At 49.5% G+C, this 20,290-nt stretch carries 24 protein-coding genes; 2 read left to right on the top strand and 22 right to left on the bottom strand.

Annotated features, from left to right (window positions below; genetic code table 11):
* Positions 1 to 18 precede the first annotated feature (18 nt).
* The 22 genes from CVT49_14410 to CVT49_14305 all read right to left on the bottom strand — a co-directional run bounded on the left by CVT49_14410 (position 19) and on the right by CVT49_14305 (position 18,072).
* On the bottom strand, positions 19 to 2,280 hold the full coding sequence (locus tag CVT49_14410; GenBank protein PKK82314.1) for a hypothetical protein: 2,262 nt from the start codon (positions 2,278 to 2,280) through the stop codon (positions 19 to 21).
* 48 nt (positions 2,281 to 2,328) lie between these two features.
* On the bottom strand, positions 2,329 to 3,114 hold the full coding sequence (locus tag CVT49_14405) for an electron transfer flavoprotein subunit beta (protein PKK82313.1): 786 nt from the start codon (positions 3,112 to 3,114) through the stop codon (positions 2,329 to 2,331).
* 94 nt (positions 3,115 to 3,208) lie between these two features.
* Complete coding sequence (rnc, locus tag CVT49_14400) at positions 3,209 to 3,955, bottom strand: ribonuclease III (GenBank protein ID PKK82322.1); 747 nt, start codon at positions 3,953 to 3,955, stop codon at positions 3,209 to 3,211.
* Positions 3,956 to 3,990: 35 nt separating this feature from the next.
* On the bottom strand, positions 3,991 to 5,235 hold the full coding sequence (gene fabF, locus CVT49_14395) for a beta-ketoacyl-[acyl-carrier-protein] synthase II (protein PKK82312.1): 1,245 nt from the start codon (positions 5,233 to 5,235) through the stop codon (positions 3,991 to 3,993).
* Between the two features lie 24 nt (positions 5,236 to 5,259).
* Positions 5,260 to 5,496: an acyl carrier protein gene (locus CVT49_14390; protein PKK82311.1), complete on the bottom strand. Its 237-nt coding sequence runs from the start codon at positions 5,494 to 5,496 to the stop codon at positions 5,260 to 5,262.
* A 47-nt stretch (positions 5,497 to 5,543) separates the two neighbouring features.
* Entirely contained in the window at positions 5,544 to 6,287 is a 744-nt protein-coding gene (locus tag CVT49_14385; protein PKK82310.1) for a 3-oxoacyl-ACP reductase, read from the bottom strand.
* Positions 6,288 to 6,295: 8 nt separating this feature from the next.
* Positions 6,296 to 7,231 (bottom strand): [acyl-carrier-protein] S-malonyltransferase, encoded by a 936-nt coding sequence (gene fabD / locus CVT49_14380; protein PKK82309.1) that lies wholly within the window; start codon positions 7,229 to 7,231, stop codon positions 6,296 to 6,298.
* A 9-nt stretch (positions 7,232 to 7,240) separates the two neighbouring features.
* The gene (locus tag CVT49_14375) at positions 7,241 to 8,224 is read right to left on the bottom strand and encodes a 3-oxoacyl-ACP synthase (GenBank protein PKK82321.1); all 984 of its coding nucleotides are present in this window, start codon (positions 8,222 to 8,224) and stop codon (positions 7,241 to 7,243) included.
* Positions 8,166 to 9,266, bottom strand: coding sequence for a phosphate--acyl-ACP acyltransferase (locus tag CVT49_14370; protein PKK82308.1), 1,101 nt, complete (start codon positions 9,264 to 9,266; stop codon positions 8,166 to 8,168). Before CVT49_14370 ends, CVT49_14375 begins: the two co-directional genes overlap by 59 nt.
* A 27-nt stretch (positions 9,267 to 9,293) precedes the next feature.
* Positions 9,294 to 9,476 carry a 50S ribosomal protein L32 gene (locus tag CVT49_14365; GenBank protein ID PKK82307.1) on the bottom strand — a complete coding sequence of 61 codons (183 nt, stop codon included), beginning with the start codon at positions 9,474 to 9,476 and terminating at the stop codon, positions 9,294 to 9,296.
* Between the two features lie 25 nt (positions 9,477 to 9,501).
* Positions 9,502 to 10,011: a hypothetical protein gene (locus CVT49_14360; protein ID PKK82306.1), complete on the bottom strand. Its 510-nt coding sequence runs from the start codon at positions 10,009 to 10,011 to the stop codon at positions 9,502 to 9,504.
* 106 nt (positions 10,012 to 10,117) lie between these two features.
* Positions 10,118 to 10,519, bottom strand: coding sequence for an ATP synthase F1 subunit epsilon (atpC, locus tag CVT49_14355; GenBank protein PKK82305.1), 402 nt, complete (start codon positions 10,517 to 10,519; stop codon positions 10,118 to 10,120).
* Positions 10,520 to 10,532: 13 nt separating this feature from the next.
* Entirely contained in the window at positions 10,533 to 11,936 is a 1,404-nt protein-coding gene (gene atpD, locus CVT49_14350) for a F0F1 ATP synthase subunit beta (protein ID PKK82304.1), read from the bottom strand.
* A gap of 40 nt (positions 11,937 to 11,976) precedes the next feature.
* Entirely contained in the window at positions 11,977 to 12,843 is an 867-nt protein-coding gene (gene atpG, locus CVT49_14345) for an ATP synthase F1 subunit gamma (protein PKK82303.1), read from the bottom strand.
* 9 nt (positions 12,844 to 12,852) lie between these two features.
* The gene (locus CVT49_14340) at positions 12,853 to 14,361 is read right to left on the bottom strand and encodes a F0F1 ATP synthase subunit alpha (protein ID PKK82302.1); all 1,509 of its coding nucleotides are present in this window, start codon (positions 14,359 to 14,361) and stop codon (positions 12,853 to 12,855) included.
* A 172-nt stretch (positions 14,362 to 14,533) separates the two neighbouring features.
* The gene (locus CVT49_14335) at positions 14,534 to 15,082 is read right to left on the bottom strand and encodes a hypothetical protein (protein PKK82301.1); all 549 of its coding nucleotides are present in this window, start codon (positions 15,080 to 15,082) and stop codon (positions 14,534 to 14,536) included.
* Positions 15,083 to 15,086: 4 nt separating this feature from the next.
* Positions 15,087 to 15,569, bottom strand: a complete 483-nt coding sequence (atpF, locus tag CVT49_14330; protein ID PKK82300.1) for an ATP synthase F0 subunit B — start codon at positions 15,567 to 15,569, stop codon at positions 15,087 to 15,089.
* A 52-nt stretch (positions 15,570 to 15,621) separates the two neighbouring features.
* A complete protein-coding gene (gene atpE, locus CVT49_14325) occupies positions 15,622 to 15,858 on the bottom strand; it encodes an ATP synthase F0 subunit C (protein PKK82299.1) in 237 nt (78 codons plus the stop codon).
* Between the two features lie 56 nt (positions 15,859 to 15,914).
* A complete protein-coding gene (gene atpB, locus CVT49_14320; protein PKK82298.1) occupies positions 15,915 to 16,742 on the bottom strand; it encodes an ATP synthase F0 subunit A in 828 nt (275 codons plus the stop codon).
* The gene (locus CVT49_14315) at positions 16,735 to 17,142 is read right to left on the bottom strand and encodes a hypothetical protein (protein PKK82297.1); all 408 of its coding nucleotides are present in this window, start codon (positions 17,140 to 17,142) and stop codon (positions 16,735 to 16,737) included. Before CVT49_14315 ends, atpB begins: the two co-directional genes overlap by 8 nt.
* Before the next feature lie 10 nt (positions 17,143 to 17,152).
* The gene (locus CVT49_14310; GenBank protein ID PKK82296.1) at positions 17,153 to 17,533 is read right to left on the bottom strand and encodes a hypothetical protein; all 381 of its coding nucleotides are present in this window, start codon (positions 17,531 to 17,533) and stop codon (positions 17,153 to 17,155) included.
* Between the two features lie 251 nt (positions 17,534 to 17,784).
* Entirely contained in the window at positions 17,785 to 18,072 is a 288-nt protein-coding gene (locus CVT49_14305; protein PKK82295.1) for a hypothetical protein, read from the bottom strand.
* Between the two features lie 248 nt (positions 18,073 to 18,320).
* Between CVT49_14305 and CVT49_14300 the strand changes: the two genes are divergently transcribed.
* Together CVT49_14300 and CVT49_14295 are read left to right on the top strand one after the other, a co-directional pair.
* Positions 18,321 to 19,280, top strand: coding sequence for a hypothetical protein (locus CVT49_14300; protein ID PKK82294.1), 960 nt, complete (start codon positions 18,321 to 18,323; stop codon positions 19,278 to 19,280).
* Positions 19,281 to 19,336: 56 nt separating this feature from the next.
* Positions 19,337 to 20,197 (top strand): hypothetical protein, encoded by an 861-nt coding sequence (locus CVT49_14295; GenBank protein ID PKK82293.1) that lies wholly within the window; start codon positions 19,337 to 19,339, stop codon positions 20,195 to 20,197.
* Positions 20,198 to 20,290 lie beyond the last annotated feature (93 nt).

Raw genomic sequence — 20,290 nt, 5'->3', positions numbered from 1 at the left:
AATCACCATCTCCAATTTCTACTTTTTTGAATATAATAAAAGATTGGCAAAAAGCTTGATGGCATCAGGATCAAGATTGCGAATCATTTCCAGCAGGGGTAAACCGCAAAAAATAAGCGTTCCCTCGCCGATTCTCGTTTCCGACAACACCGTGGCGCCTTCTTCGGCATCAATAACCCGCTCGCCGGGAAAGACAACGGCCGAACGTGATTCATAATTATCGGCGGCGCGTTTCAGTAAACCCGGAACGTTCACCTCGTATTTTTCCTTAAAAAACGGGTGGTTGCCGGTCTTTGCCCGGAAGTCTTTCGAGGCGGTTTTTGATCCTGACGGAACAATCGAGACCGGCAGGAGATTTTCGCCCCATTGGCCGGGGCGGCTGAAGGCGATCACTGTCCCTCCCATCTCCAAATATGCCTTCAGCTTATCGCTAAGAAGCGGCTGCAGCTGGGGATCATCCATGGTTCCCGAACCTATAACAACCACATTATAATAGTCAAATTCCCGCGCCTTGATATAGCGGTCGGTCAGGCTCTTGTAAACGGCATCGGTCTGCATCAGAATATCTTCCAACAGCCCGTTATTATCAGCCAGAACAGCAATAATCAGGCTGCCCGGGAGATCGAATTCCGCCTGCCGGACATAAGCAATATCCGAAGTGAGCAAACCGGTTTTGTCGCTGACATTTATTATCACTTCCTGCCTCTGAATACCCAGACTTTTGGTCACGGCCAGCGGGATTTTGATTTCCACTGCCGTTTGTCCGGTTCGAAGTTCAAGTCTTTTTTCATAGGCTCCGATATGAATGCCGGGCGGCACCGTTATATCGATATCGACCGCGCCGGCAAAATCAGCCGGTTTGGTTATAATTGCCTTGAGGTACGCCGATTCGACCAGTTTATCGAGACTCAGTTCAGGAAAAGGCTGGATAATCAGAAAATCAGGCACGAATTCGACCGAAAAACCGGTTCTTTCAAACGCGCCGGCACTATAGGTAAATTCAATATCTTTTCCGGCATATAGAACATGGCCGATAAACTGCAATGAATAATCATTTCCTTCATCATTTTGATGCAGGGGAGCATCAATTGAATATTCCCTTATGAGAGTATTGTTGGGCAGAAGGTCGGTCCAGTTGGAATCGATAACAGTTGTTTGCTTGCTCCAGGCCGGCTTTAGCTCAAGGCGACCCGCCCTGACCGAAGTATAGCCATTGTTATTTATCTCGGCCTTAAACTTGAACTTCCGGCCTTCAGCCGTTTCAATCATCGATATATTTCCGCGATAATCCACTTTGGCTTCATAAAAGATGGCATCCACTATGGAAGATATACTGTTTTCGATATATCGGGCGACAAGCGATGTCGCATCAACCTGGCCGAGCTGATAATAATAGGTCTGCCTGATTTTTTTAGCCTCCTGCAGCGCTTTCAGCAGGAGTTCGATTCGTTCATTGCCCTGAGCCTTCAGGGCGTCACTTATGAACGTCACATAATTCTTGCGATTAATTGCCAGAGCGCTTCGCTGAACCATGCTTTCGATATTTTTCTCTATGATCCGGTCGAACTTGAACCGGTCGAGACCGCTTAGAAAAGCCGGTTTCTGGCCTGTTACGGGTGTCCGGTCGCGGATCAAATCATAAATGGAATATATTTCCTCGTGGTTGCGCACCGGGACACCAAGACCCGCGTCTTCGGCCATTTGCACCATTTCCTCATATTTTGAATCCCAGTACTGCTTTGATTTCAAATAGACGCCCCGCCCCTCGACATCGGTCATTCGGCGATAGAACTTGCTGATATAAAACACCTGTGAAGTATCGAATTCCATATTCAGCAGATAATTTTCAAGAGCACGCATGGTGCCGTCGCTGAACTGCCCGGCGAATATAACTATATCGGGGAGTTCACCGCCGAATGTAATCGAGATTAGAGAGTCAAGAAGGCCTGAAGAAGTATCATTGACCAGATACCGGGATGAAATAATATTATACCGGTCGGAGTTATGATACAATTGTTTGAACACCGGCCCGGTACCCGCCGTGACCAGATCGACACGGCAGCCGTTTTCCGCAGCAAAATAATATATCAGCGGCCAGTCAATCTGACCGGCGCTCTCATACAGGTAGGCCACCCTGATATCGGTCAGCAAATTTATGGTATTGGCCGAAACAGAGGCGCCGCAAAATGCCATACCCAGAATCAGGCATACTATCAGTAAATTTTTAAGCGAAGCCATCGGGCGGAATATAGAATGTTCTATATTTTGTGTCAAATCCAAATAAAAAGCCGCCGGTTTTATCCGGCGGCTCTAACGAATATTACGGCCTTATAAAGCCTGTTTCTCTTTTAACTTATTATATAGTTTTTCGGCGATTTCTTCGGGCGTGGCGCCCTCAATAATTTCGCCCTTCTGTCGCGGCGGGGGCGATGCTATTTTGGTTTTCCTGGTATATGAATTGGCTCCCACACCGGCGCCATCAAGACCGATATCGGCCGCAGACCATTTGGTCACCGGAGATTTCTTGGCCATCATTTTGCCTTTGAGTGAAGGCAGTCTCGGCTCATTGATTTCCTTGACAACCGATACCACCGAAGGAAGCGCGGTCTCAACAATATCATAACCTTCCTCGGTGGTTCGCCAGACAACCGCTTTGCCGTCGCCGATGGAATCGATCTTTTTCACAAACATAACCTGGGGCAGGTCAAGATTGGCCGCGACAGCGGCCGGCACCTGGGCCGAGTCATCGTCAACCGCCTGTTTTCCGGCCAGGATCAGGTCATAACCGCCAAGTTTCTTAAGGCCGGCGGCCAGGATTTTGGCGACCGCCTGCGGATCCGATTTATCGAAAGCAGGATCAGTGATCATAATGGCTTCATCGACCCCGAGGGCCAGACAGGCTCTGAGGGCGGATTCGGATTTTTCCGAACCAAGCGTCATTACCGTCACCTTCCCGCCGTTTTTCTCTTTTAGCCGCAAACCCTCTTCAACCGCGAATTCATCAAATGGATTTACGATACCGGGGCCGGACGGCAAGACGACTTCGCCGGCCGCCGCATCGATCTTCACCAATTCCACTTCCGGCACCTGTTTAATGAGAATAACTATATTCATTCGATCCTCCCGTCAAAACGGTCAAGAAACATTATTTCAGATTTTTTATTAGATAAGAAATTTTGGGGCAAATGTCAATATCCGCCCGGTGACATTAGTCTTCTTTGCTCGTTTCATCATATTCGAGAGACTTAAGAAACTGCAGAGATTCCGCGGCGGCGCGCTGCTCGGCTTCTTTCTTCGATGCCCCGGAACCGGAACCGGTAATATTGCCGGTCGTCCGCACGACGACATTGAAGATTTTCTCATGGTCGGGACCCGTTTCGGAAACGACCTCATAATAGGGCGGCTCCTGTCCCCGGCTCTGGAGATATTCAAGCAATTCGCCTTTGTAGTTGCGCTGGGAAGTGTCGGCGAGCAACTCCGCCGATCGGGCTATGATCACCTGATTGATGAATTTCGCTGAAGTTTCAAGACCGCTGTCCAGATACATGGCGCCGATCACAGCCTCCATGGCATCCGAAATTATCGAGGCTCTTTCCCGCCCGCCCGATTTTTCCTCCTCGGATGACAGCAGGATAAGGTTGTTCAGGCCGATCTCGATGCCGACTTTGGCCAGCGTGATTTCATTGACCAGAATCGCCTTGGTTTTGGTTAAATCACCTTCATTATATTCGGTATGCAATTTGAAGAGGTACTCGGCGATGACCAGGCCAAGAACCGAATCACCGAGGAATTCGAGTCTTTCATTCGACGGCAGATGATTTTCATTGGTATAAATATAGGAGCGGTGAGTTAGGGCTTCGACGAGTAAAGTCGGATTTTTAAACTCATACCCGAATTTTTTATAGAATTCAAAAGCAAGCTCGGCATAAGCTTGCTTTTGAGTTTTCCTGAAGATCTTTTTTATGGATCCAAATAGCTTCACAGCTATAATTAACCATTGAATCTGCGACCGGTCAGCGACACATTATGCCCGCCAAAACCAAAAGAATTCGAGAGAAATGTATCAAAATGCATCTCCCTGGCTTTGTGAGGGACATAATCGAGATCGCATTCCGGGTCTGGATTATCCAGGTTAATGGTCGGATGCAGCATATCACTCTGCATCGACATTATCGACGCGATAAATTCAACGGCTCCGGCGGCGCCCAGTAGATGCCCCACCATCGATTTCGTGGAATTTACCGGTATTTTATATGCTCTTTCACCAAAGACAGCCTTGATTGCCTTGGTTTCGGCCGGATCACCCAAGCCTGTGGCAGTTCCATGGCTGTTGATATAGTCGATATCCTCCGGTTTGAGTCCGGCATCCCTGATGGCATTGACCATGGCCACTCGCGCACCGCTTCCATCCGGAATCGGCGCTGTCATGTGGTAAGCATCACAGGTCATCCCGGCTCCGATGATTTCCGCATATATTCTTGCGCCTCGCGCCCTGGCCGATTCCAGCGATTCCAGTACCAGCATCCCCGATCCTTCACCCATGACAAAACCATCACGGTCCTTGTCAAAGGGCCGGGATGATTTTTTGGGTTCATCGTTCCGGATGCTCAAGGCATGAGCCGAGCAAAATCCCGCCAGGGAGGAGGGAGTTATGGCGGCTTCGGTGCCCCCCGCAATCATTATATCGGCGTCTCCTCTCTGGATGATTTTGAAAGCGTCCAGAATGGCATGCGATGCCGATGAGCAGGCCGAAACAGTAGCATAATTGGGCCCCCTGAAACCGAAGCGCATGGCCACCAACCCGGCGGACATGTCGATAATCATCATCGGAATGAAGAATGGCGACACGCGACCCGGGCCCGAGGTCAATAGAGTCTCATGCTGCTTCTCAAAAGTGCCGATACCGCCGATGCCGGAGGCTATTATCACTCCGGCCCGGAAAGGATCGACGCTCTCGGGATTGAGTCCGCTGTCGTTGATTGCCATCTGTGCCGCCGATATCGCATATTGCTCGGAAAGATCCATTCGGCGGACCTCTTTCTTATCCAAATAGGCAATTGGATCGAAGCCCGAAACTTCGGCGGCAATTTTACTGGGATAGTCAGTGACATCAAACCGGGTTACCTTGTCGATCCCGCAGTCGCCCCTGACAAGAGCCTGCCAATAATCGTCAAGAGTACACCCCAGCGGAGTAACCACTCCCATACCGGTTATTACGGTTCTAACATGTTCCATTTAGATCAGCTTTGAAAGAGATGATTAGACGTGGTCCTTGATATAGTTAATGGCATCACCAACAGAGGTAATTTTTTCCGCATCTTCATCCGGAATTTCCAGAGAAAATTCCTCTTCAAGAGCCATAACCAGTTCCATGGTATCCAGCGAATCAGCGCTGAGGTCATCGATAAATTTGGCCGATTCGGTTACCTGCGAGGCGTCAACACCAAGCTGTTCGACAATAATGTCCTTTACTTTCTGTTCGATTTCTGCAGACATTCAGAGCTCTCCTTAAGTTTACTTAAATGCCAAAATTGATTTCAATTCTAATACATTAAAAGTCCGCCGTCAATACCTAAGACTTGCCCCGTGATGTAAGAAGCCTCGTCGGAGGCCAAAAAGGCCACGGCCGAAGCGACATCCTGCGGCTGCCCGAAGCGTTTAAGCGGTGTGCTTTGCATAAATGATTCCCGGACCGCCTCCGGAAGGCTTTTCGTCATTTCGGTTTCTATAAAGCCGGGGGCAATGGCATTGACCGTAATTCCCCGGGCGGCAAGCTCACGCGCCGATGATTTGGTCAACCCGATCAACCCGGCCTTGCTGGCCGAATAATTGGCCTGGCCGACATTGCCCATGCGGCCGACAACCGATGATATATTGACGATACGTCCGTAACGCTGCTTCATCATAACCTTGGCGGCGGCCTGAGTAACCAGGAAGGCGCCTTTAAGATTAACGCTGATGACCTTATCCCAAGACTCTTCGGACATCCGAATCAGAAGAGTGTCCTTGGTAATACCGGCGTTATTGACGACTATATCAATCTTTTCGTATTTGGCGATGACAGTATCAAACATATTTTTGACATCTTCGCCGCTGGTTACGTCGGCCTTAAAAGCAAAAGCCTCGTATCCCTTCTCCTTGAATTCCCTAACCGTCTCCTCGGCCTGCTCCATGAGCACGTCGGAAATAACAACCGCCGCCCCCAGGGAAGCAAGTTTTTCGGCTATCGCCTTGCCCAGTCCGCGGGCGGATCCGGTTATAAGAGCGGTTTTTCCCTTAAAATCCATTTATTTTCTCACTCCACTCGTGTGGCTTCATATTTTTCGATATCTTCAAGGGTGTCGATATTGTATATCTGAGCGTCATTCAATTCGCGCTTGAAAAGACCCGACAGGACCTTGCCGGGGCCGATTTCAAAAACAGTGTCAACTCCCCCGTTCTTTATGTACTGCATGGTCTGATACCATCTGACCGGGGAGGTAATTTGATCGACCAGAAGCTCTTTCAATTTTTCGGGATCATTTTCGGCCCGGCCGGTAACATTGGGAATAACATTTATCCGGGGCGCTGCGAATTCAAGCTTTGCGAGATATTTGCGCATGCCGTCGCGGGCCGGTTCCATCAAAGGGGAATGAAAGGCTCCGCCGACTTCGAGCATAATCGCCCGTTTGGCGCCCTTCTCCTTGCACAGGCGGCAGGCTTCTTCGACGCCGTCAATCGCGCCCGAAATTACAATCTGGTTGGCCGAGTTATAATTGGCCGGAACGACAACACCTTTTGCCGAAGCCATTTCACAGCATTCAGCAATGCTGGTTTCATCGAGTCCCATTATTGCCGCCATCGTGCCTTTATTCTTGCGGCAGGCTTCTTCCATGAGGGCCGAGCGTTTTACGACGGCACGAATAGCATCTTCCGGGGACAAAACCCCCGACAGGGCGAGCGAACCATATTCGCCCAGGGAATGGCCGGCGGTCAGCGATGCCGTGGGCAGACGGTCTTTAAGAATTGTCAGGACCGCCAGTGAATGCAGCAATATTGCGGGTTGAGTAAAACGGGTTTCCTTGAGTTTCTCCGCGGGACCGTTGAATGACAGAGCCGCGATATCTTCACCTATTTCTTTTGATGCAATATCATACAATTTGCGAACATCGGCATTCGATTCGTACAAATCCCGGCCCATGCCGACATACTGCGAAGCCTGTCCCGGAAAAACAACTGCGACTGTACCCATATTAGTTCCTTACCATTTGACAAGAGCCGCGGCCCAGGTCAGTCCCCCGCCGAAAGCCGCCATCAGGACAATGTCATTCTTTTTGATGCGGCCGGTACTGACGGCCTCTTCGAGGGCAATCGGCACGGAGGCCGATGATGTATTGCCGTATTTTTCTATATTTACGAAGACTTTTTCTTCGGGGATGCCGAGTCTCTGCGCGGTCGATTTGAGGATCCTGATATTGGCCTGATGCGGAACCATGACGGTAACATCTTCAGCAGTCAGGTTGGCCTCGGCGATGACTCTCTTCGAAGCATCGGCCATCTGGCGAACGGCATGTTTCATCACCTTGCCGCCGTCCATAATGATATCGAAATGATGCCCGTTCAATGAATTTATTTTGTGGGCGGGTGAATCGGAGCCGCCATCGGGAATACACAACAAATCGGCGTATCGGCCGTCCGATTTGATATAGGTGGACAGAATTCCACTGTCATCATCGGAGGGTTCGAGAATCACGGCGCCGGCGCCGTCACCGAACAAAACACAGGTGCTTCGATCGGTATAATCGGTTATCGACGACAGCTTTTCCGCCCCTATAACCATAATTTTCTTGAATTGACCGCTCTTGATATAGGCATTACCTATTGACAGGCCGTGCAGGAACCCGGCGCAGGCCGCCACAATATCGAGGCCGGCGGCATTGACCAAACCGAGTTTTTCCTGGACTAGGCAGGCTGTCGAAGGAAGCCTTTTATCCGGAGTAACCGTCCCGATAATGAGCATCTCGATTTCTTCCGGCGCCACTCCGGCCATTTCAAGAGCCTTGCGGCCGGCGGCCGTACACATGTCCGAATTCGACTCGCCCTCGGCGCAGATCCATCTTTCCTTTATCCCGGAACGGCTGGTGATCCACTCATCCGACGTATCGACCATTTTTTCCAGGTCGGCATTAGTCAGAAGGCGAGACGGATGGAAAGATCCCAGTCCGGTTATTTTCGTTCTTACTATCCTGTCCATTCTTTATTCCATTACCATTATTAAGTGCCATTTCCTTGCGAATGTTTTCGCTGATCTTATGACGATACATATCGGCCGCTACCATGACGGCGTTCTTTATGGCCTTGGGCGATGAGGCCCCGTGACAGATGATGCAGACACCATCAACACCAAGAAGCGGCGCCCCGCCATATTCCGAATAATCGAAAGTATTACGAAGCCTCTTCAAAAACGGTGTCATTAATGTCGCTCCAATACGGGAAAAGATATTTGTCTGCACCTGGTGCTTGATCTTTCTGGTCAGGTAAGACTCAACCGATTCGGCGAATTTGAGAATAATATTCCCAACAAAACCATCCATAACAATAACATCCGCCTTGGCTTCAAGAATATCGCGCCCCTCGACATTGCCGATAAAATTAAGCCCCGAATTTTCAAACAGGCTCCAGGTCTGAAAGGTCTGTTCATTACCCTTGCTTTTCTCCTCACCGATGGAAATGAGCCCGACCCGCGGAGAGGTCCGTCCGGTCATCAAAGATGCATAAATCGACCCCATGACTCCGAACTGATAAAGATGCATCGGCCGGCAGTCAACATTGGCCCCAACATCCAGAACCAGCGCCGGTCTCCCGGTTATGGTTGGGAAAAGACCGACAATAGCCGGGCGGCTGACACCCTCGATTTTTCCGAGAGTTACAACCGATGAGGCCATCACGGCGCCGGTGTTTCCAGCGGAAACAAAGGCGTCCGCCCGCCCCTCTTTCTGCATCTTGAGGCCAACGGCGATCGACGAATTTCTTTTTCGGATTCCCTCGGTCGGGGCATCGCTCATGGCCACGGCATAGTCGGCGTTTTCGCTGACAATATTTGACGGCATATCTTTCTGCCGTCCGATAAAATCGGTGATGACTTCCTCTTTGCCGACCAGTACCAGATTGAGCCGTTCGCCCATTTCGCGGGCGGCTTCGACTCCGCCGAGCATTATCGACTCGGGAGAACTGTCCGCCCCCATAACATCAAGAGCGACCGTAATTGTCTTTTTGGGTTCCTGCATCCCTAAGGCATTAAAGCCGGAAGTGTCTTATACTTCCCTGGGCTCGACTACCTGATCTCCTTTATAAAACCCGCAATGCGGGCAGATATGATGAGGCAATTTGGGCTGATGACAATTCGAACAATCAACCACATTGGGAGCAGTCAATTTCCATCCGGTTCTTCTCTTACGGCCACGGGCGCGTGAGTGTCTTCTTTTGGGTAGTGGCATGGTTAATTCCTAAAGCAATAATGGTTTATTCCAAAAGGTCCTTCAGACCTTCCCATCTTTCATCTATTTCCTCGACATCACAGTCGCAGGTTTCCTCGTTAAGATTCGCACCACAATTGGAGCATAAACCTTTACAATCATCGCTGCACAAAGGTTTCATGGGCATGGACAATAACAACGTTTCCTTGATCAAATCATTCAAATCAACCACCGGTTCGGAAGACTTTATATTAACCACCACGGCCGCGGAATCAGCCGCCATAACAGCTTTGGCATCCTGGCCCTTAATTATAAAACTAAGATCCCCTGAAAGATCGGTATCAAAGACCTCCAGGCAGCGTGAACATTCTTCCTCCACCGGTACTGCCACAACTCCATGACAATAGTATTCTTCATTAACAAGCTGAATATTCAGCCTGATACTCATCATATCCCTGAATGCGACACCCGGTATTCCGAAATCCGCATTATCCGCTTCAAACTCGGCCGAAAAATCGGCCGGGAATGAATCAAACTCTCTCAAATCTAAATTCATAACCTTAGAGATTAGCTAATATGGCAATGAAAGTCAAGCCAAAAAGCTCCCTCTGTCAGCATAGAAACAACTGTCCGGGGGAAAGGTTCCGGGTATTGTTCGGGGATCAATCCTCTTTCGTCGCCAGCGTTATTCTATTCCTGGCCCGCTCCATGGCTTTTTGAGCACGCGGCAAATCAATATCTCCGGCTTGGTTGGCCAGCCTTTGCCGGGCCCGATCCAAAGCCTTTTGAGCCCTTTCTAAGTCTATATCCGACAAAAACTCAACCGAATCCGCCAACAGTGTGGCATGGTTCGACGATACTTCGAAAAATCCAAAGGATACCGAAAGAAATATCTCCTGATTTGATTTATCCTTTATCGTGACCTTGCCGGGAATAACAGCGGTTATCAAGGGAGCATGATCAGTCAATACTCCCAAATACCCTTCGCTTCCGGAGACAATCAGTGATCCAACATCCCCTTCATAAAAGCGCTTTTCCGGCGTAACTATCGTCAGTTTAAACATTTCACAACCGCGGTTATTTCATTTTCTCGTAGTTTTCCAGAACTTCGTCAATACCGCCGACCATATAGAAGGCCTGCTCCGGTATCTCGTCGAACTCACCTTCGGCCAACCGCTTGAATCCGCTGATGGTATCTTCCAGCTTGACGTAACGGCCCGATTTTCCGGTGAAAGCTTCGGCCACAAAGAACGGCTGCGAAAGGAATTTCTGGATTTTTCTGGCTCTGGAAACAATCAGTTTATCGTCTTCGGAAAGTTCATCAATGCCAAGAATGGCAATAATATCCTGAAGGTCCTTATACCTTTGCAATATCAACTGCACATTGCGGGCCACATTATAATGTTCCAAGCCGACAATATGCGGATCAAGGATTCGGGAAGTCGAATCGAGCGGATCAACCGCCGGATAAATTCCCAATTCCGCAATCTGACGGGAAAGCACCGAGGTGGCGTCAAGATGCGAGAAAGTCGTCGCCGGGGCAGGATCGGTCAAGTCATCGGCCGGCACATAAATGGCCTGCACGGAAGTGATCGAACCGGCTGTAGTTGAAGTGATTCGTTCCTGAAGAGCGCCCATTTCGGTTCCCAGGGTCGGCTGATAACCGACGGCCGAAGGCATACGGCCCAGCAGAGCCGACACTTCGGATCCGGCCTGAACAAAACGGAAAATATTATCGATAAATATCAAAACGTCCTGATGTTCGCGATCGCGGAAGTATTCCGCCATGGTCAATCCGGACAAACCGACTCGAAGCCTGGCTCCGGGTGGTTCGTTCATCTGGCCGAAGACCATGACCGTCTTGGCGATAACGCCGGACTCCTTCATTTCCAGCCAGAGGTCGTTACCTTCACGGGTTCGTTCTCCGACACCGCAGAAAACCGACTTGCCGCCATGTTCGGTCGCGATAGATCGTATCAATTCCTGAATCAAAACAGTCTTGCCGACACCGGCGCCGCCGAACAGACCGACTTTGCCGCCTTTGGGATAAGGCTCCAGCAGGTCAACGACCTTAATACCGGTCTCAAGAATCTCCGTGGAGGTATCCTGCTCCGCAAACGTCGGAGACGGTCTATGAATCGGACTGCGTTCGGTACTCGCGGGAATATCTCCCAGATTATCAATGGGATTCCCCAGCAAATTAAAAACGCGCCCGAGGGTTATTTCGCCCACCGGCACCGAAATCGGCGCCCCGGTATCAATAGCTTCCATCCCGCGCACCAGACCGTCGGTAGAGGCAAGCGCCACGCAGCGGACGATATTGTCGCCGATATGCAGAGCGGCTTCGACCGTCAGGCCGATGCCCCTCTCTTTATCCTCAATTTTGATGGCGTTAAGAATCTCGGGCAGATGGTCGGAATGGAATTCACAATCCACCGTAGCACCGATTACCTGCACCACTTTTCCGATATTTTCAGCCATTTCAAACAGCTCCGTTTATTATAACATTATTTTTTTCAAACTAACCTTTTAGTGCTTCCGCTCCGCCGACAATATCCAGCAGGTCCTTGGTAATGGCGGCCTGACGCGCCTTGTTGTACTGAAGCGTCAGGGTCTCGATCATCTCGCCGGCATTCGTGGTGGCCGCACCCATGGCGATCATTCGTGTCCCGTGCTCGGAGGCAAAGTTGTCCGCCAGCGCCGTGATCATTTTGGTCAGGGCATAACGCGGCATCAAATCAGTGAAAATCGCATCCGGCGAAGGTTCGAAGATATATTCCAGGTTGGTGCCCGGCTTTTCCGATACTTCCGGGCGCTCGACCGGTAAATAGCACACGACGACATTTTTGTATCGTGTGGTCGTTATGAACTGCGAATATATCAGGCTGATCTCATCCGTTTCGCCGGCAAGAAATCGTCCGGTCAGGAAATCGACAACATCACGGGCCTTGGCATAATCAAGGTTCCCGTTCCATTCATCGAAGACCTTTACAATCGGCCATTCCTTTCTCTTGAAGAAATCATTGGCCTTTTTTCCGATTAGAACCAGTTCGGTATTTTTCGGATCCTTGTCTTCCAGCCACTTTCGGGCCTTCATTATAAGATTGGTATTAAACGATCCGCACAGGCCGCGGTCGGAGGTCACCAGAACGAGCGTCCGTTTCTTGATCTCCCTTTCTTCGAAAAAGGGATGCATCAATCCGCCGGATGACGCTTCGGAGAGGTGAACCAGGATATGATCCAGTTTCTCCGAATAAGGGCGGACCTGCATCACCCTCATCTGCGCCTTGCGCAGTTTGGCGGCCGCCACCATCTCCATCGCTTTGGTGATCTGGCGGGTCGATATGACCGAACCGATTCTCTTTTTTACTTGACGCAGTGTCGGCATAATCTATGCTCAAGCTGAATATTTTGCGATGAATTTCTCAATAGCCTCTTTCAGTTTGCCGACCAGGGCATCTGAAAGGACTTTTTCTTTTTCGATACCATGTTCAATATCCGGGTACTCTTTGGCGCAGAAATCAGTGAATTTGGTCTCGAAATCATCCAGTTTGTCGGTCGGTATCTTATCGAGGTACCCGTTGACACCGGCCCAGATAATAAGGACCTGCCTGGGCATCTTAAGCGGAACGTACTGACCCTGTTTAAGAATCTCGACCATCTTTGAACCGCGGGTCAACTGCTTCTGGGTCGCATCATCGAGGTCCGAACCGAACTGGGCAAAGGCCGCCAATTCGCGGTACTGAGCCAGATCGAGTCGCAGCGAGCCGGCCACTTTGCGCATCGCCTTGGCCTGGGCGTTGCCGCCCACACGGGAGACCGAAATACCGACGTTGATGGCCGGACGAACACCGGAATAAAACAGGTCCGTTTCCAGGAATATCTGGCCGTCGGTAATCGAAATAACGTTGGTCGGAATATAAGCCGAAACGTCCCCGGCCTGGGTTTCGATAATCGGCAGGGCCGTCAGCGAACCGCCGCCAAGACTGTCATTCAGCTTGGCCGCTCTTTCGAGCAGACGGGAGTGCAGATAAAAAACATCACCGGGATAAGCTTCGCGTCCCGGGGGACGTCTCAGAAGCAGCGACAATTGGCGATATGAAGTCGCATGCTTGGATAAGTCGTCATAGATGACGACGACATGCTTTTTATTATAAAGGAATTCTTCTCCAATGGAGCATCCGGCGTACGGTGCAATAAACTGCATGGGAGCCGGATCGGAAGCATTGGCCGCGACCACGGTGGTATATTCCATGGCGCCGTGTTCCTCGAGGATTTTCACGACTTTGGCCACGGTTGAAGCCTTCTGGCCGATCGCAACATAAATGCAGAAAAGGTCGGTTCCCTTCTGATTGATAATGGTGTCGATGGCGATGGCTGTTTTGCCGGTTCCGCGGTCGCCGATAATCAATTCGCGCTGTCCGCGGCCGATCGGAATCATCGAGTCAATGGCCTTAAGTCCGGTCTGGACCGGTTCTTTCACCGGCTGGCGTTCGGTCACGCCGGGGGCGCGCCCTTCCAGAACACGAAACTTATCGGTAACAATGGGGCCCTTGCCGTCGAGAGGCTGACCCAGCGGGTTGACGACTCGGCCGATCATGGCCTCGCCGACCGGAATCTGTGCCACCCTGCCGGTCCGGCGAACGGTGTCGCCTTCCTTGACCGCTGTGGCATCGCCGAAAATGGCCACACCGACACTGTCTTCTTCAAGGTTCAAAACCAGACCAATAATGTCATTGGGAAACTCAACCAGTTCGGACATCATAACGTCTTCAAGACCCCAGATCCGAGCAATACCGTCACCCACCTGAAGAACCGTCCCGACCGACTCCATCTCCAGCTTGGTTTCGTACCCTTCAACTTCTTTCTTGATTATTGAAGATACTTCTTCAGGATTTAAGCCCATATCTATACCTCAATTCAATAAAACTTATTTTCCAATCGTCTCCGGATTGCACTTAACCATTCGGGCAATCCAATAGAGGTCTGTTTTTCAGGCCAAGCTCCAACGTTAAGCTTTACAACCTCCGATTTACTCACATCATGCAATCAGCAATCGAAAGCAACCGCGCCGCGGTCTAATGCACCTTAACCTTAAGCAGGCGGTTTCTAAGCAGATCCAGCCCGTGCCGGATCGATCCGTCGATTATCTGGTCGCGCAGCATGACCACCATGCCGCCGAGAATCGTCTTATCTATTTTTTCTTCGAGCTCGATTTTCAAGGAGGTTTTCTGCTGCAGGTTTTGTATCAGTTTCTTCCGCTCGGCCTCGGTAAGGGGCACTGCGGTGATACACACCGCCCTGGCGATACTCTTCTCTTCCCGAATCAGATTATCGAAATGTTCGATAATATCAGGGATATATTTGAAGCGTCTTTTATCGATCAGGACCAGCAGAAAATCATAAAATGGCTTATCCAGCCGGCCGGCAAAGGCCTTTTTAACCAGGGCCAGTTTCTTCTCATCAGAAATCTGAGGGGCTTCCATAAAATCAAGCAGGGTCTTGTCCTTCTTGAGGTACCCGGCCAGTGTATCAAACTGGTCCCATGCAGCATCGAGAAGATTCCTCTCCTTCGCCAGTTCGAAAAGGGCCGTTGAATATTTTTTTGCAACCTGTTGCGCCAGCATATTCTTAAGCCTTCTCGATATTGTCGATAAATTCGCCGATCAGTTCCCGCTCCTTTTTCTCATCGAGCTTTTCATGAAGAATTTTTTCCGCGGCGGTCAGAGTTATCCTGATCATCTCTTCCTTAAGCTGCACTTTGGCCTTGGCGACATCCCGTTCCAGTTGTTCGGTGGTACGGTTGACAATGTCGCGCGACTCTTCCTGCGCTTTCACCTTGATTTCCGAGGCAACCTTGTTGCCTTCATTGACAGCTTCGGATATTTTCTGACGTCGTTCCGCGTCGATATTCTTCAATCGTCCCTCATAATCGTTCTTCATATTTTCTACCTCGGCCCGGCTGTCATCGATTTTTTTGAATTCATCGATGATTTTCTGGCGCCGCTCATCCATCATGTTGAGGAGCGGTTTCCAGGCGAATTTCTTCAGAAGCCAGACCGTGATCAGAAACCCGATCATGTGGGTCAGTATTTGATATATATCCGGACTCATTTATGCTCTCCAACCTTCAGTTGGTGAATCGTTATTAGGGACTCTGTACAAATTATGCACCAATCTTGCCCATAAGGAGCAGCAGACCGACCAGAGCATAAATAGTCAACGCTTCGATAAACGCGGCGCCGATGATCATACCGGTCTGAATTTTACCGGCCGCTTCGGGCTGACGTCCCATGGCTTCCATAGCCGAACCGACGGCTTTGCCAAGCCCAAGACCCGAGCCGATAGCAGCGATTGAAACGGCAATCGGTAGCGCGAACGATAATGCAGTCTGATAATCCATCGTAACCTCCAATTACATTACTTATATCTGTTAATTGTTTCTTTCTTCTATCCTATTTAATGATGCTCCTCGTGAGGCATCACCATAAAGAAATAAATTGTCGAAAGCATCGTAAACACCAGCGCCTGAATGGTCGAGGTCAAAAGCGCCAGCAGAATAAACGGTACCTGGAACGGGAAACCGATCGGCGACCCGAAAATACCCATGAACATGATACCCAGTGATACAAACGCGGCGATGAGAATATCCTCACCGGTGATATTGCCGAAGAGACGAAGCGCCAGTGAGAACGGCTTGGCCAGCTCCCCGACCAGGTGAATCGGCAGATTGACAGGGGCCAGCGCCCAGGTCACGGCATCGGTCGGAGAACCGAGCAGATGGTGTAAGTACCCCCACGGGCCGAGTCTTCTGATACCGGAGTATTGAACATACAGAAAAACCGTAATGGCCAGGGCCGCCGTCGTATTGATCGAGGATGTCGAAGATTTAAACAGCGGAATCAATCCGACCAGGTTCATAAACCAGATATAGATAAACAGGGTCCCGAGGAAGGGCGTGTAGTGCCGTGCATTCTCCTTGCCCATAACCGACACAAACAGGTTGTACAGTCCTTCGACAAGCATCTCGACAAGATTTTGAAGCGGGCCGGGAATCAACTGCCGCTTGCGATACGTGATGACCGCCACAACAATCATGAACAGAGCCACCACGCCGGCATAAATCAAGGCATCGTAGTGATGCGCGAAGGTTTTGTCGATCAGGGTGACCAGGTTCGGCAGTTCATGTGATTCACCGCCGCCCCCGCCGTGTTCTGCAGCCGCCGCGGTATGCTCGGCCGCCCCTTGCGAGGCCGTCATTATGTGGAAAAGCAGCTTATTAAACACTCTTCAAACTTTCCTGTCTATTTTTAAAATCATTATTATCGAGTTTTAACAATACCCGCCCGGCCGCCTTCAAAACAATAACCAGCAAGACAATCGTAAAACCGGCCAGGATAAAGATAGTATTGAAAAATTCCGTGGTTACCATAAAATACAGCGAGGCGTAAAGAAGCGGGAATTTAATAAAAAGATAAACCAAAGCGGCTGTTTTATCGACTCCCTCGGGACGAAGCGCCGAACGAACCAACCGTTCCAGAAAATACAGGTTAACCATTCCCCATATAATCCCGGTAACGATTGAAAGCGTCGGATAGAAGCCAAAATAGAATGTCCCGATTATAAGAATCACTAACGCCAGAAGACTGGTGGTGCGCAGAGTTCTGCTGACAAATCCGATGTCCATAAGCCAGTTACTACTTTTCGTCCGTATCTTTTTCAGCCTGCTTTATTATCTTCCAGACTTCCTTGCCGGAGGCTATAAAACCAAAAATCAGGAAAGCAATCATCAGATAGGGGTCAGTGTGCAGTTTCTTGTCCAGCCAGCGGCCGATCAGAAATCCGATTACCGGACCGACGGCCAACAGGATGGGGATTGTTCCGAGTAATCCAACCTGCCTGACATATTTTCCGGCTCCCTTGCCTGGTTTTTTCGACTCGGGCAATTTACACCCATTAGTCCCATTATTAAAGTTTTCAAATATACGTCCGGTGACAAAAATGTCAAGTGAAAATATATATAAAAAGTGAAATTTTTCACTTTTTTTCAATCGCAACCCAATTGCGGGCAGGAATATCTATGAATTTTACCCAAATAAGAAGCCGCAAGTTTTTGAAAAACGTCGCCTTACTTAACCCCCGTTGAGGCCCCTATTTTACTATCTTTCAAGCCTTTAATGTCGCTACAAATACCCATAAAGAGAGCCCACCCGTGGATCACCCGAGTTCTCCCTATCCCCCAAACGCCGTTTTAACTCAAAAGCCCATTTCACAACATTGGGCTAATCTTTATTATTTCATCAGACCCGATTGCCTTTCGCCCCATCGCCTATTTTATTCCTTTGCCCCAGAAATCATGAGTCTCCCCGTCGGGGTAAAGAAGAGTCCAGGACGAACCGGAACTTTTCGCCCAGTACATGCCCGGGTCGGGCAGATATGGTATAATCATCGGGTCAAGTATATACAGGTCATATTGATGGCTGATCAGAATATGTTTTTCATCAACCCCGCCGGCCGCCGGGATCGCCCCAAGCACCCGGATTTTTACCCAGCCGTTTTTGGTCAAATATTGGGCGGCTGAATTGTCGAGATATGACGCGGCCTCTCCGCCGGTCAAGAAGAGTTTTATCAGATATTAACTTATACTGATGATGTTGATTTGAATAAGAAATTGGTGAAATGGGAATAATTCTATTATTTTAGCAGACCACATACCGCTTTTTCAGGAAAAACCCCTTACGAAGCATTAAGAAATATGTTATAATAATATTGTCCGGTGAGGTAGGAATATAACACAGTTGAAAGTAGAGTACTCTTTCACCCAATACGGGCGGAAATAAATGCCGGACATTACCCTTACGGACATTGCAAACATTGAGAAATGCCAAATTATCGGAGTACCTTATGAATGATGAGCAGGTAGACCCTTCTGATTTATCGCCTCTTCTTAAAAAGGCGACTGCAGCAAAAGGAAAACCACTGACAGAGAAGGAAAGAATGAAATTTGAGGCCTTGGAAGCAGACCTCAGAAAATGTGAGAAAGAATTAGCAGCCTTGCAAATAAGACGTTCTCAAGGCACAAACAGTGCTGATTCAGTAAGGGCAAGCCGTCGACCGAGACCTGAAGATTTTGGACTACCACCCTCTGATGTCCAGTCAATAGAGAAGGCAATCAAAAGAGGGATGAAAGTCAATAGATACTTCTCTTGGCTACTCTATGCCTTTGCTATAACGGGAGGTTTAGTTGTTTGGAAAACCTCAAGTGGGCTTTTTGCTTTAGTGGTCTTCTCTTGGTTTCTTCTAATGGGCCTAACGGCCTCGGACAGCAAGCGTTTGATTAAACTGTGGAATTATCGCAAACGCAGACTAATAGATACATACTACCGATTCGAAATCGCGTGGTGGTCACATTTCCGCCAACTTGAAAAGACCAGTATTGATTTCTGGTATTCCCTTTCCGGTCGAGACTTCGAAATCGAGATTGCGGAATTGTTTCGCACACATGGCTACACCGTGAATGTAACTGGTGGTAGCGGAGATAAGGGTGTTGACCTTATAATGTATAAGGGTGGTAAATGCACTATTGTCCAATGTAAGCGATACAAAAATCCTGCAAATCCTGCTATTGTCCGTGAATTGTATGGAACGCTGACTGCTACCGATGCTCAAGATGCTATCTTGGTCTGCATCGGTGGATTCACGTCAGGGGTCTACAATTTTGTAAGAAATAAGCCCATCCAGTTAATTGATATTGATGGTATCCTTGCACTTCAAAACTTAACTGTTGAAACATACGGTTTTTATGATTCTAATTCAACTCAATGAGATTAAAAACTTGTTGATCGACCGGTGGACGGGTCGAATTTGTCAGGTTTGTCGATATGGATGTCGATACGACTTACGGATTCCTTCCGCTTGAGATCAATTTCAGCGGCTCATCGCTGGTGCCGGCCGATAGCTGGCACTGGACTTTCGGTGATGGTGCAAGCGGCGACGGGCAGAATATCAGCCACACGTATCAGGAGCGCGGGTTGTTTGATGTCGCAATTGAAATCACTTCGGGCGAGACGGTCATGCCACGAATCCGTCGGAACTATATCGCCGTGCTGGCCGATACGCTGATTGCACCGACGGTTAAAGTTGTCGGTGAGGCCACCGCCATGGTGGAAGTGTACGCCACCAATTCCATCCCGCTCAATGAACTGCGCATCCCGGTCGAGTATCAGGGGGCGCTGTCGCTGAAATTCGATTCGGTCTCGACCGACGGGTGCCGCACCGTGCAATTCGATAATCTCGATGTTATATCGCTGGATGAAATCAACCGAAGGTTATGCGTGCGTATCAAGAACAATTATAACAGCACCGCTCCGAATCTGGAGGCGGGCGACGGGGTGGTGCTGAGACTATATTTTACCATCAACAATCCCCAACCCGGATTTGTCAACCCGATCATAATTGACGGTTATTCATCATATCTTCCGCTGTTCACCGGTCCTTATGCCGTTTACAATCCGGTCAATATGGCGGGCGGCATTTCCCTGGCCTTCTGCGGCGACTGCGACAACAGCGGTATGGTGAATATCCTGGATGTAACCTATCTGGTCGGCTATCTGTATAAAGGCGGCCCGGAGCCCAACCCGACGGAAATCGGCGATGCTGATGGAAGCGGTATTCTGAATATTCTCGATGTGACCTTTCTTATCAACTATCTATATAAAAGTGGCCCTCAGCCCCGGTACTGATTTTTATCTGCGGCCACTATGTTGCCTTTCGTCCCTCGCGGCGGTCGCCACAGCGACCGCCGTGTTTTTGTTGGAGTTTCTCGGCGGGGTTCA

Source organism: candidate division Zixibacteria bacterium HGW-Zixibacteria-1, assembly GCA_002838945.1.
Taxonomy (GTDB): domain Bacteria; phylum Zixibacteria; class MSB-5A5; order GN15; family PGXB01; genus PGXB01.
This window is presented reverse-complemented; position numbering and strand designations above follow the sequence as displayed.